At 37.1% G+C, this 12,486-nt stretch carries 11 protein-coding genes; 4 read left to right on the top strand and 7 right to left on the bottom strand.

Annotated elements, in window-relative coordinates; translation table 11 throughout:
- Nucleotides 1-246: 246 nt before the first annotated feature.
- The 6 genes from ABWO41_RS09310 to ABWO41_RS09335 all read right to left on the bottom strand — a co-directional run bounded on the left by ABWO41_RS09310 (nt 247) and on the right by ABWO41_RS09335 (nt 8,298).
- Nucleotides 247-3,363, bottom strand: a complete 3,117-nt coding sequence (locus tag ABWO41_RS09310) for an efflux RND transporter permease subunit (RefSeq protein WP_353136885.1) — start codon at nt 3,361-3,363, stop codon at nt 247-249.
- A gap of 3 nt (nt 3,364-3,366) precedes the next feature.
- Nucleotides 3,367-4,449: an efflux RND transporter periplasmic adaptor subunit gene (locus tag ABWO41_RS09315; RefSeq protein WP_353136888.1), complete on the bottom strand. Its 1,083-nt coding sequence runs from the start codon at nt 4,447-4,449 to the stop codon at nt 3,367-3,369.
- 2 nt (nt 4,450-4,451) lie between these two features.
- Complete coding sequence (locus ABWO41_RS09320) at nt 4,452-5,705, bottom strand: TolC family protein (RefSeq protein WP_353136891.1); 1,254 nt, start codon at nt 5,703-5,705, stop codon at nt 4,452-4,454.
- Nucleotides 5,706-5,773: 68 nt separating this feature from the next.
- Entirely contained in the window at nt 5,774-7,135 is a 1,362-nt protein-coding gene (locus tag ABWO41_RS09325) for an ATP-binding protein (RefSeq protein WP_353136894.1), read from the bottom strand.
- Nucleotides 7,135-7,812: a response regulator transcription factor gene (locus tag ABWO41_RS09330; RefSeq protein ID WP_353136897.1), complete on the bottom strand. Its 678-nt coding sequence runs from the start codon at nt 7,810-7,812 to the stop codon at nt 7,135-7,137. The genes ABWO41_RS09325 and ABWO41_RS09330 overlap by 1 nt, the downstream gene beginning before the upstream one ends.
- Nucleotides 7,813-7,854: 42 nt before the next feature.
- Complete coding sequence (locus ABWO41_RS09335; RefSeq protein WP_353136900.1) at nt 7,855-8,298, bottom strand: RrF2 family transcriptional regulator; 444 nt, start codon at nt 8,296-8,298, stop codon at nt 7,855-7,857.
- Nucleotides 8,299-8,418: 120 nt separating this feature from the next.
- Here ABWO41_RS09335 and ABWO41_RS09340 point away from each other — a divergent pair, with 120 nt between their 5' ends.
- From ABWO41_RS09340 to ABWO41_RS09350, 3 genes are all read left to right on the top strand, one after another.
- The gene (locus tag ABWO41_RS09340; protein WP_353136903.1) at nt 8,419-8,880 is read left to right on the top strand and encodes a MaoC family dehydratase; all 462 of its coding nucleotides are present in this window, start codon (nt 8,419-8,421) and stop codon (nt 8,878-8,880) included.
- Between the two features lie 62 nt (nt 8,881-8,942).
- Nucleotides 8,943-9,380 (top strand): META domain-containing protein, encoded by a 438-nt coding sequence (locus ABWO41_RS09345; protein ID WP_353136906.1) that lies wholly within the window; start codon nt 8,943-8,945, stop codon nt 9,378-9,380.
- 122 nt (nt 9,381-9,502) lie between these two features.
- Nucleotides 9,503-10,240 carry a hypothetical protein gene (locus ABWO41_RS09350; protein WP_353136909.1) on the top strand — a complete coding sequence of 246 codons (738 nt, stop codon included), beginning with the start codon at nt 9,503-9,505 and terminating at the stop codon, nt 10,238-10,240.
- A gap of 1,025 nt (nt 10,241-11,265) precedes the next feature.
- Here ABWO41_RS09350 and ABWO41_RS09355 read toward each other — a convergent pair.
- Nucleotides 11,266-11,961, bottom strand: a complete 696-nt coding sequence (locus tag ABWO41_RS09355) for a class I SAM-dependent methyltransferase (protein ID WP_353136913.1) — start codon at nt 11,959-11,961, stop codon at nt 11,266-11,268.
- 60 nt (nt 11,962-12,021) lie between these two features.
- On the opposite strand from ABWO41_RS09355, the gene ABWO41_RS09360 reads away from it, so the two are divergent.
- Nucleotides 12,022-12,240, top strand: a complete 219-nt coding sequence (locus tag ABWO41_RS09360) for a DUF3820 family protein (RefSeq protein WP_353136916.1) — start codon at nt 12,022-12,024, stop codon at nt 12,238-12,240.
- Nucleotides 12,241-12,486: the final 246 nt, after the last annotated feature.

Raw genomic sequence — 12,486 nt, forward strand, 5'->3', positions numbered from 1 at the left:
AAGGCACAAGCGGGATTGAAAAAGGCTTTTGGATACTTTTGGCCTCAAAAGTATCTAGGTCTGTCCGGCTACTGAGGACGGAAAGACCTGTGCGTAAAGGAAAAGTGATCATAAATACCCTCTCTGCCCTTTGGGCATCTCTCCCTGCGAGGGAGAGAAAGTTGTTAAGGAAGTCGTCTCATTTATTCACTAGTTTTCTCTCACCTTAAAAAGAAGAGGATGAAGGAAGAGGTCCTTTTCATATGCCTATACCTTTTTCCTATTTAGGCGATTGTATCTTTTCTTCATTGCTAAATAATAAATAATAGGAAAAACCAGCAACGTAAATATGGTAGCAGTAATAGATCCGCCGATAATTACTATTGCAAGGGGTTTTTGACTTTCGGAACCAATACCCGTACTTATAGCAGCAGGAACCAAGCCTATAGCTGCCATTAAAGCCGTCATAATTACCGGTCGGGTTCTTATATGTACCGCTTTTTTTATGATATCTATCAGATTATCTTCCGCTTTAGCTATCTGCCTTTGTATCTCTGCAATGAGAATTACTCCGTTCTGTATACAAATACCTGAAAGGGCAATAAAACCAACGCCTGCAGATATCCCGAAATTAATTCCGCTTAAATGTAAAGCCAATATTCCCCCAATTAAAGCGAATGGAACATTTATAAGTACATAGCCGGCATCTTTCGCATTGCCAAACATTATAAAAAGCAGGACAAAAATGAGGCCTATACTCAGTGGCGCTACCTGAGCCAAACGATTACTGGCCCTAACCTGATTTTCAAATTCACCTTTCCATTGTATTTTGTAACCATCAGGCAGTTTTATTTTTTCTTTAACCAGTTTCTGCGCTTCAGATAAAGTACTTCCCAAATCTCTGCCACGAACAGAAAATTTTACACCAATGAAACGTTTGGTGTCATCTCTATAGATAAAAGCCGGACCCGTTACATGCTTAATTTCGGCAACTTCTTTTAGCGGAATGGTATTACCGGTAATTGTAGGAATCATCAGCATCAGAATATCGTCCTCATTTTTACGGAATTCTTTATCGTATCTGATTCTGATATCGAAGCGTCTGTCTCCCTCATATTTCTGGGTAGCGGTTTTTCCGCCAATGGCCATTTCTATTACAGCCTGCGCATCAGCTTTGGTAATTCCATTGATGGCCATTTTTTCTTCATCTAAATGTACGCTCATTTCCGGCTGACCCAGGTTTTTCAAAATTCCTACATCTTTAATCCCCTCAATATCCTTAATTACATCTGAAACCTGCGAAGCATATTCGTCCAGTTTATTCAGATCGTCGCCGTATATCTTAATAGCGTTTGAAGCTTTTACTCCGGCTGCTGCTTCGGCAACATTATCTATAATCGGTTGAGAGTAGTTATAAGTAATTCCCTGAAATTTAGAAAGCTCGCCATCCATTTCTGCAATAATTTCTTCCAGGCCAAAGCCTTTGCGCCAAACTTTCTTTGGAACAAGATCTACCTGAAATTGTACAAAATAAAAACCGTTGGGATCTGTTCCGTCGTTGCTTCTGCCGGTTTGGGATAGGACATCGCGTACTTCCGGAAATTCTTTTAATTTTTTTCTGAGTTTGCTGGTCATTTCTACACTTTCGGTAAGCGAGATACTCATAGGCATTTCTGCCGTTACCCACAGTGCCCCTTCATTTAATTGAGGGAGAAATTCTGTTCCCAGCCATTTGGTAGAAGCGATGGTTGCAAAAAAACTGATTACGGCAATGAGGATGGCCAATTTTTTCCGGGCAAATGCCCAGTCGAAAGCTTTAGAAACTATGTTGTTAATAAATTTGGTAAAGCGTGTTTCTTTTTCCCTGACGTCTTTTTTCAATAAAATAGAACACAATAAAGGAACAAGCGTAAGTGTGAAAATTAAAGCACCTAAAAGTGCAAAACCCAATGTCCATGCCAGGGGAGAGAACATTTTTCCTTCTACTTTTTCAAAAGAGAAAATTGGAAGCAGGGCAGAGATGATAATCAATTTAGAGAAAAAGATTGCTTTTCCCATTTGTCCGCCAGTGTTTTTAATAATCCCCAGTTTAGAAAGCTTATTAAATTTGGGCATTCCTATTTTATTTGCTTTATGATCCAGAGCTACAAAAATGCCTTCTACCATAACTACCGCGCCATCTATAATAATACCAAAGTCTACGGCACCTAAGGAAATTAAGTTGGCACTTAAACCCTTAAATTTCAACATCATGAATGCAAAAAGCAGTGACAAAGGAATAACAATAGCTACAACCAGTGTAGTTCTCCAATCGGCCATAAAAAGAAATACAATTGCTGTCACCAAAATAATCCCTTCTAACAAATTGGATAAAACGGTATGAGTACAGTAGGCCATCAGGTTATCCCGATCGTAAAAGGTAGCCATTTTAACATCCGAGGGGAGAATGCTGTTGTTTAGTTCTGTAATCTTTTCCTTTACAGCTTTGAGAACTTCTGTCGGGTTCTCATTTTTCCTCATTACCACAATGCCTTCGACAACATCGTCACTGTTGTTTAAACCCACTTGTCCAACTCTTGGAGCACTGCCAATATTTACTTCAGCCACGTCTTTTACCAGTAAAGGATTGCCGTTGTGAATATTAACAATGGTGTTTTCTATATCTTTCTGGCTATCAATAAGCCCTATTCCTCTTACTACATAAGACTGCCCGTTTTTCTCTATCACATCTCCGCCAACATTCAGGTTAGATTTGTTGACCGCTTCATATAATTCCAGCGGTGTTAAATGGTATTGCTGAAGTTTTAGCGGATTTACAGAGATCTCGTATATCTTTTCCTGGCCACCAAAAGCTACAATATCGGCAACACCAGGTACCCGCCTGAGTTCCCGGTCTATTACCCAATTTTGTAAAGTCAATAATTCCCGCGTATCTCTTTTATCACTTTTTAAAGTATATCGGAAAATTTCTCCGGTAGGGCCGTAAGGTGGCTGAACATCGGGATCTACTCCATCAGGTAGCTGAACGTTTATTAAAAGATTATTTACCTGCTGCCGGGCAAAAAAATCTTCCACATTGTCTTCAAAAATGATGTGAATAACAGAGAGGCCAAACATAGTGATGCTACGAACATTGGTTTTACGTTGAACACTGTTCATAGCAATTTCTATAGGAGTGGTTACAAATCTTTCCACTTCTTCGGCGCTTCTTCCGTTCCACTCGCTAACGATTGTGATTTGGGTATTGGTTACATCGGGAAAAGCTTCTATAGGTATTTTTATATAGCTTGCAATTCCAATTAATGTAAGTATGGTTACGGAAAAGAAGGTGAAAAACCTGTTTTTTAGCGAAAAGCCAATGATTTTTTTAATAAAACTGTTCATGCTTTAGTCATTTAAGGTATTATAAATCATTAATCCGCCTTTTGCAATTACCTGTTCTCCGTCGCTAACACCACTGGATAGGTAAGAAATACCATTTAAGTTTCTGTAAACCTCAACTTCTCTGGTGTCGACATGAAATTTGTCTTTGTAAATCATCACCCAATACCTGTTTTTATCAAATATGACCGCTTCCGAAGGAATAGCTACCATCTTATGATTTTCCTTATAGCGAACATTTACCGTACAGTTCATTTCCGGTTTTAGCTTAAAATCAAAGTTTGGAATACGTACCCTGATTTTCATTGCCCGGGTTTCAGGATCAATTACACTGTATATTTTTTCTATTTTCCCGTCGTATGGATGATCCGGAAAAGCCAGTGTACTTACGGTGACATCGTAATCGGTTTTTATCTTGGAGATGTCAGATTCGTTAACATTGGCTATAGCCCATATTTCTTTAATATCTGCAATAAAGAACAAAGGTTCAGACCTGTCCGATTTAATATTGTCATTAATGGTAATATCTTTATTGATGATAAAACCATTAAAAGGAGCCAGAATGTTATAAGTAGACCCGCTTTTTAGTTTATAAATGCTATGAATGTCATTTATTCGGGAAAGCTCTGCCTTTGCTTTTGCCAGTTCATTTTTTGCCAGTATTAAATCTTTTTCAGAGTTTAATTTTCCTTCAAAAAGATCTTTAGCTACCTGCAGATTCTTTTCGGCAATTGCCATATCGTTCATAGCATCTAGTTTTTCCTTTTGAAAGGAAGCGACTTCGCTGCTTTGGATAACGGCCAGTATTTGGCCTTGTTTTACGTAGTCGCCTAAGCCAACATGAATACTTTTTACTACACCGCTAACGATGGAATTTACTTCGGCAATCTTATTATTGTCGGCATCAATTTTTCCAAAAAGGCGGATTTCGTTTTTAACATCTTCCAATTTTGCTTCTTTAAATTCCAATTGGAGAGCCATTTCGTCACTTAGAGAAAAGGCGCTGTTAATTTCTTCTACAGGTTTAGGATTGCATGAGGCCAATACAATAAATAAAGTAAATGCCTGGATATAGCTTTTAATATTCATTTTCAATAAATGTCTTTTCCGGTTAATAGATTAAGTTCTTCTGCACAGTTTACCAGTTGTGTTTTTATTCTGGATAATTCTGTAAGGGCATCATTATAAGACTCAAAAAAGTCTATGAATTCGATGATGGACACGTTCCTTTTTTTGAAATTATCATTCATCCCTATCAGTGTGTCTTCAAAATCGTTGTTGTAAAGTTTTTTTGCTTTCTGGTATTCGTTCACCGTTTGACTGTAAAAAGAGAAAGCGTTTTTTAGTTTACTCTGTAATTCATTTTCTAAAGCTTTAAACTGATATTCACTGGCTTTCAGCTTAAAAGCCCCGTATTTAATGTTCCCCTGGTTCCTGTTCCAGAGTGGAAGATTTAGCGATATTCCGGCACCGATTTCATTTCTGAAGGCCGAGCTTTGCTGATCGTAATTTGCAGATACACTTAAGTCTGGGATAGCCAGTTTTTTCTGATAATTCAGGTATTGTTCTGCCAGAGCTTTGTCTTTCTCCAGAAGAAGCAACTCAGGATGGTTTTTATGCATCTCATCTATTAAAATGCCCAACCCGGTAGAATTGATGTATTTGCTGATGTCAGTTTCAGAGAAATCAAAGACAATCTCTTTTGTGGATCGTAAAATAGTTTGCAATTCACTTTGTGTATCTAAATATGATTTAATAAGTTCTGCCCGGTTATTGTTTAATTTCAGGTAAGCGCCCTTAAGTCTAACCAGATCTTTAACGGGCAGGTTGCCTTTCTGAGCCTGTAGCGTATTAGATTCCAGTAATTTGTCTAAAAGAGTCAGTTGATTATCGTAAATCCCGATAAGTTTCTTTTGCTGCCCGATGCTGAACAGGTTGGAATAAAGTTTGAACTTTATTTCTCTCACTAATTTTTGAAATTCAATTTCTGCGATACCCGTATTGGTTTTGGCCATTTCTATTTCTGCTTTTCTTTTGCCGCCAAGTAGAAATAACTGTTCTATTTCTGCAGTCTTTTGCCCGGTAGCACCTATGTGTAAGGCTTTATTGTTTTCAGGATCGTAAGCTACAAAACTAACAGAGAGTGTGGGGTTGGGGTATAACTTCGATTGGAGAATTAATGCTTTTTGCGCTTCTATATTCATAGAAGAAGCTAAAAGCAGGTAATTTTTCTCCAAAAAGATGCTGTCTGCCTGCCGCAGGTTGATTTTTAAAGATTCTGTTGCAAAGCTTTGTATGGAAGAAAATATACATATCAAAGCGATAAGCCTGGTTATAAGATGCATTTCTAAGAATTTAATCTTAGGCAAAGGACCTTAAAACAACCTTAAAAACTCCTTAAGATGGATAAAACTTAGCTTAAAGGTATCGTGATGATGAATTTATTGGTGTTTAGTGTAGTGCTTAAATAGTTTATGTTTCCCTGATGGAGCGTTAGAATCTTATGGACAAAGACTAAGCCTAAACCGAAACCGCTTTTTCCGCTACTATTTTTGCCCCGGAAGAAATGTTGAAACAGAAAAGGTCGATCTCCCTCATCTATAATTTCTCCGGCATTTTCTAAAATTATAATAGCTTTTCCGTTTGAGTTGCTGATATGCAATTTGGCTCTTTCATCAGAACTGTAATACACTGCATTTAAAAACAGATTGATGAAAACAAGTCTCATCAATTTATAATTGGCATTTATTAGGAGCTCAGCCTCCTCGTCAAAAGCATCATATGTTACATTTAACGTAAAGTTTGGATGTATAAGCTTAATTTCATCCAAAGCATCAAAAATCAATTCATCAATTCGGAATTCTGTTAAATTCAGATTTCTGTTAGCCTCAGTTTTTGAGATTTCCAGCAGTAAGTTAATAATCTCGCTAAGGTTTTTGGTACTTTCTTTTTGATTGATAATCAGCGCTTGTTTTAATAGAGGGTCTTGTTCGTTTTCAATCCGTTCGAAGTTAGAGACCAAAATAGAAATAGGTGTTTTAAGCTCATGGGAGATATGGCTTATCGCATTTTTCTGAAAAGCAAATGACTCTTTCAGACGCTGTATCAGTAAGTTAAACTGATTTGCTAAAATGCCGACTTCGTTTCGGCTTTCTTCAACAACCAGCGGTTGAAATTCCTGGTCAAAATCAAAAGCCATAATTTTGTCGGTGATATTTTTTACCGGTTGGCTTATTTTCCTGGAAAGATAAAATGAAACCAGAATAACAATTAAAGACACCAGGATGAAAGTAACAATAAGGACAGTTCTAAGGAAGTTAAGCTTGGTATAGCCATAAGCGTCAAAAGCTTTGCTTATGCCATAATAGGCAATATCATCTTTTTTTAGATAGATGGCAATAACATCATACAAACCATCTTTGGTTTCTATCCAATTTTGTTTTTCAGATAAGCGATTTAAAAAGCTCTGGCTGTAAGGTATTTTGGTATTGTCTACGCTGGCATAAACTAATTTCTTGTTATGATCGAAAATCAGTAATTTTTCGTCGAGCATTTCATTAATAGAATTTCTATCCAGATACGCTACAACATCCTGGTCTATCTTCTTAATCTCTGCCAGAAACTTTAAGGTAAGGTGTATTTTTTCTTTTTGTCTTTGCTGAAAATCTTCCTCGCGGTATTCAGAAAATAAAATATAAATGACCACAAGGGATATAGCCAATAACAGAATGGTAATTGCAGAAAAGTAAACCAGTATTTTTTTTCTGATGCTCATTATTCAAAATAATAGCCATAACCTACCTTGGTTTTTATCGACTCTGTTCCAAAGGGTTTGTCTATTTTTTTTCGTAAAAAATTAATGAAAACTTCTATGGTATTGGTATTAATATCTACAGAATTTCCCCAGATTTCTTTAATCAGATCGTTTTTGGAAACCAGCTCGCCTTTAGATTTTACCAGTCTCAATAAGATTTGAAATTCTCTGGGTGTTAAATTTATTTCTATATTCTGCCTGCTAACTTTTTTTGTTTTTGTATCTATAATGATATCGTTAACGGTTAATAAACTGTCTTCAGAAATATCAGGTGTATGGTTTTTTCTTTTTAATAGCGAGTTAACTCTCAAACTAAGTTCTCGCATATAAAAAGGTTTTGTTAAATAATCATCAGCTCCGGCATTAAATCCGGCAACCTTATCATCCAGTTCGCCGAAAGCAGTTAACATAAGGATAGGAGTGTGGCTATTGTGTTTCCTGAAATCTTTACAAATGTCTAAGCCGGTCTTTCCGGGTAAATTAACATCCAAGACTACACAATCGTAATGGTTTTTTCGTAGCATTTTTTCTGCCAAAACGCCATTATATACAGCCTCTGTGTGTATATTGCCGTCAGTTAAGGCGTCACATATATTTTTGCTTAAAGTAGGATCATCCTCAACGATCAATATTTTCATAGAATATGATTTGAAGAGTGCTAGTCGCTGCTAATTAATAAGCTAACCTTTAGCTCCCTGGCCCAGTTCTTTCTCCTTGGCGACAAGGTCGGCAATACTGGTATTTCCCATAATGGCTATGCTGGCATCTCTAACTCTGCCCATCATCTCTCTAATACCACAAGTAACCTCGTCTATACACTCCTCACATCTTTGATAGAAATTTAGACTTACGCAAGGTAATAAAGCAATAGGACCATCTAAAATGCGAATGATATTCACAACCATGATTTCGGATGCAGGTTTTACTAAAAAGTACCCTCCACCGGCTCCCATACGACTTCCCAGAATTTGTCCTCTTTTAAGATCTAATAAAATAGCTTCTAAAAAGCGTTTTGGCAAACCTTCCTGTTTGGCAATTTCAGCTATTAACATTGGTTTGTTGTCGCCATTACGGGCTAAGGCCATTAAAGCCTTAACTGCATATTTAGTCTTCTTCGTTAACAAATCGATGCTCCTTTTTTACAAAAGTATCATTTTTTATATTTCAAAGCCAATATCATTTTATCTATACACAATTTTAGAAATAGATTGTAACTTTGGCGGCTTAATTAAAACCAGGAAATCATGCTAATAATTAGTAACTACGAAGAGTTTGCACAATATCTAAATCAGGAACTTGGATGTTCTGAATTTCATAAAATAACACAACAACAAATCAATTTATTCGCTGATGCTACCTTAGATCATCAATGGATTCACACCGACGAGGAAAAGGTAAAGACGGATAGCCCTTTTAAAGCAACTATAGCACATGGTTATTTAACGCTTTCTTTAATTCCATACCTATGGAAACAAATTGTGGAAGTGAAAAACCTTAAAATGGAAATTAATTACGGAATAGAAAATTTAAGGTTTGCGCAGGCAGTTACTGTAAACAGTGAGGTAAGACTAAAAACCAGGTTAGTAGGCATTGCGAATTTAAGAGGGGTAACTAAAGCTACTATTGCGATAGAATTGGAAATTAAAGATCAGAAAAAGCCTGCTTTTACAGGTGAAGTAGTGTTTTTATACCATTTTGAGAATTAATTTTATTGTTGTTTTGCGAACAAATCGCAGATAAAGTTGTTGTTTGTTTGAAATTGAATATCATGAGAAAAATTATTCTACTGGGTTATGCCTTTTTAGCAGTAATGATATCTGCCTGTTCAAACCTGAAAGAGCTTAGCAATGGCAGTAAGGTTAATCCGAAGCTTTCGGGAGAATGGGAACTTTTTTATATCACAGGTCCTAGAATTGCTTTTGATGGATTGTATCCACGTAGAAAACCGATGTTACGTTTCGATTTAGAAAAAGCAAGAGTGAGCGGGAATACCAGCTGCAATTCTTTGTCTGGAGAACTTAAGGCAGAAGCAGAAAATAAAATATCTTTTAAAAAAGGATTTGCTACCACTAAGATGTTCTGCGAAGGTACAGGAGAACATACCTTCTTAAAAGCTTTAGAACAAGTGGAAACTTACGCCATTAAAGACAGTACACTTAGTTTGTCTTCTAATTTGGGCGTAATTATGAGATTTAAAAAGAAATAATGATAACCCTAAAGTTTTGCCTGTTTTTTTGGGGCAGGCAAAACTTTAAAAGTCACATATTTTCTTCTGTCTATATTAAAACCACTTGTTCTGCGTTTTAATGTTTTATCGTAAAAAACTTTATGAGATTGCTTAAGCCCCGATTACTTTTCTTTCTAACCTTGTTATTTTTTTCCAGCTGTTCTACTGTTTATATGCCTAATGTACCAGTTGTTCCTATGTTTACCGAACAGGGGCAGTTCCATGCGGGCGGGCATGTTAATATTCGTGGAAATATCAATGGAAATGTCGCTTATTCGTTTTCAGATCATGTTGCAGGTTTTGCCAATGCTTCTACTTTGAGTACAAATGGAAGCAGGAAAGATGTTAGTCAGCAGCTTTGGGAAATAGGTATTGGTTATTTCGATGTTTTCGGAGCTGATAAAAAAAGAGTTTTTGAAGTTTATGGTGGCTTTGGAAGGGGGAATACGGAGAAGACTTATAAAGATTTAACTTATGACGGACCTGTGGTAAACGAACTTATTGATGTAACCTTTAATAAGGTTTTCGTTCAGGTGAACTATAGCTCCAAGAAACAAAAAAGCCTGAGATTGTTTGGCGAAAAATACCCGCTTAATTATGGAACGGTACTAAGGTTAAGCCATGTTTCCATGACCGATTTTAAATTAAACGGCGCTCCCCGTTCTCTGGAGGATAATATTTTGATAGAACCGCTTTTCTTCACCAGAATGGAACTCTCCAGGAATTTTCAGATTCAGTATACCAATGGTATGAATATCGGTTTAATTCAGAGAGACTATATGAAAGCTGGTAATACCGTATTTACGCTTGGAGTGGTGTATAATATTGGGATGAAGTAGAGAGCCTCACCCCCGGCCCCTCTCCGAAGGAGAGGGGAGTTTGGACAGTGCCTTATTTAGCGTTAAGGCTTCGGTCTTCAGACCTCTGACTTTGGACTTTCCAGCAATCATAAGTTATACATTCAGTGTCTCACATCTCAAGTCTCGACGAATAACTCTTGGATAGCTTACCATTTGCGTATTGATAAAGATCTATACCCTCTCTGCCCTTTGGGCATCTCTCCCTAAAAGGGCGAGAAAGCAGCTATGAAAGGAAGCTTTCCTATTTACTGACTAGCTATCCCTCGCCTTTTTAAGGAGAGGGTGAAGGGAGAGGTTATTTTTGACAAAATACTTGCCTGCCAATTATGCAAAGTAAACAGGTATTACCTCTCGAGGTGAGAAAATTTTCTATTTTTGACTAGCCTTAAAGCAATTGCTGTTATAAGTGAAAATAAGAACATACAATAAAGATGTGTTTGCACATGGTTGAAGGAGAGGGGTTTGGATAGTGTTTTACTAGCGCCCAGACTTCGGTCTTCAGACCTCTGACTTTGGACTTTCTAGCAAATCATAAGTTATACATTCAGCATCTCACATCTCAAGTCTCGACGAATAACTCTTGGATAGCTTACCATTTGCGTATTGATAAAGATCTATACCCTCTCTGCCCTTTGGGCATCTCTCCCTAAAAGGGCGAGAAAGCAGCTATGAAAGGAAGCTTTCCTATTTACTGACTAGCTATCCCTCGCCTTTTTAAGGAGAGGGTGAAGGGAGAGGTTATTTTTGACAAAATACTTGCCTGCCAATTATGCAAAGTAAACAGGTATTACCTCTCGAGGTGAGAAAATTTTCTATTTTTGACTAGCCTTAAAGCAATTGCTGTTATAAGTGAAAATAAGAACATACAATAAAGATGTGTGTGCACATGGTTGAAGGAGAGAGGAGTTTGGATAGTGTTTTACTAGCGCCCAGACTTTGGTCCTCAGACATCTGACTTCGGACTTTCTAGCAAATTATAAGTTATACATTCAGCGTCTCACATCTCATTTCAAAGAAAGCCGGGCCAGATACTGATCATGGCCATCATCAAACAGCAGTTCCATATTGTAGCCTAATCTTTCTGCCATTTCCTGCATAAGCTCGCGTTCAACATAAACCCATGTAAACCATTCGCCTTTTTCGCCTTTATACTCGTATTGGTAATCTATCTCTCCAAAATATCCGGAATCGCAATAAGGTTTGGATTCATAGAGATAAGAAACATTAGAAGAATCGAACAAAATTTGTCCTTTAGGAGTAAGCAGTTTCTTAGCATGCTCTAAAAAAACTTCTACCTTGTCTAAATATTCACAAAAACCAATGCCATTCATCATCAATAATAATGTATCGTATTTTTCACCTTCGTAAGTGAAAATATCTGTATTGATGATTCTTTTTATACCACGCGTTTTCATTACTTCGCATGCACCTGCTGATAATTCCAGTGCAGTAACATCCAGACCCCTTCTTTGCAATACCAAACTTATAGCACCGGCGCCGGCACCAATATCTAATACTTTGCCTTTGCTTAACCTGATAGCCAGTAGTTCTAAATCACTTAATTCAAACTCTTTTCTGAAGAAGATATCTGCAGGCATTTCTTCTGCCTCGGCGTAGTTGTTATGAAGCCAGATGGTTTCTATAGTATCGCCTTTCGCATAATAATCTTTTAAGAAATCGCCGTAAATATCCTTCTTCATATATTTAGAAATAGTAAAGTTTTGTGCCGATTTATTGAAGAATATCCTTTATTTTGAAGCATGGATTCTAAAATATTAGTCGAGCTGGTAAAGGTAAAAATGCCTTTTGGCAAATATAAAGATTATTTGTTGTGTAACCTGCCGGTTAGCTATTTAGAATGGATGCACAGTAAGGGCTGGCCAGCCGGAAGATTAGGGCAACAGTTAGCCACTATTTATGAAATTAAAATAAATGGTCTTGATTATATCCTGAAACCTTTAAAAGAAGGGAAGTTTTAAACACATTTAGTTTATCCTCCTTTATAAAATGCCGATAGGTTTTCACTTCCTTTGTTATGTACAATCTTTATTTACTAGCTTGTTCCCTTGCACACAAGGCTTTCCGTCTTCATTAGCCAGACGGGCCTAGATACTTTTGAGGCCAAAAGTATCCAAAAGCCTTCATCAATCCCGCTTGTGCCTTTCGCTCAATCTTTCGCGCATAAAAAACAGTTAGCGCTTTATTTTTGTTGGCAGTGCTTTATT

Source organism: Pseudopedobacter sp., assembly GCF_040392825.1.
Classification (GTDB): domain Bacteria; phylum Bacteroidota; class Bacteroidia; order Sphingobacteriales; family Sphingobacteriaceae; genus Pseudopedobacter.

Bases quoted from the DNA above. Each gene is read 5' to 3' on its own strand.
- ABWO41_RS09340 (WP_353136903.1), top strand. From the start codon at position 8,419: ATGCTAATAATTAGTAACTACGAAGAGTTTGCACAATATCTAAATCAG.
- ABWO41_RS09330 (WP_353136897.1), bottom strand. From the start codon at position 7,812: ATGAAAATATTGATCGTTGAGGATGATCCTACTTTAAGCAAAAATATA.
- ABWO41_RS09345 (WP_353136906.1), top strand. From the start codon at position 8,943: ATGAGAAAAATTATTCTACTGGGTTATGCCTTTTTAGCAGTAATGATA.
- ABWO41_RS09360 (WP_353136916.1), top strand. From the start codon at position 12,022: ATGGATTCTAAAATATTAGTCGAGCTGGTAAAGGTAAAAATGCCTTTT.
- ABWO41_RS09355 (WP_353136913.1), bottom strand. From the start codon at position 11,961: ATGAAGAAGGATATTTACGGCGATTTCTTAAAAGATTATTATGCGAAA.
- ABWO41_RS09350 (WP_353136909.1), top strand. From the start codon at position 9,503: ATGAGATTGCTTAAGCCCCGATTACTTTTCTTTCTAACCTTGTTATTT.
- ABWO41_RS09315 (WP_353136888.1), bottom strand. From the start codon at position 4,449: ATGAATATTAAAAGCTATATCCAGGCATTTACTTTATTTATTGTATTG.
- ABWO41_RS09310 (WP_353136885.1), bottom strand. From the start codon at position 3,363: ATGAACAGTTTTATTAAAAAAATCATTGGCTTTTCGCTAAAAAACAGG.
- ABWO41_RS09325 (WP_353136894.1), bottom strand. From the start codon at position 7,135: ATGAGCATCAGAAAAAAAATACTGGTTTACTTTTCTGCAATTACCATT.
- ABWO41_RS09320 (WP_353136891.1), bottom strand. From the start codon at position 5,705: ATGCATCTTATAACCAGGCTTATCGCTTTGATATGTATATTTTCTTCC.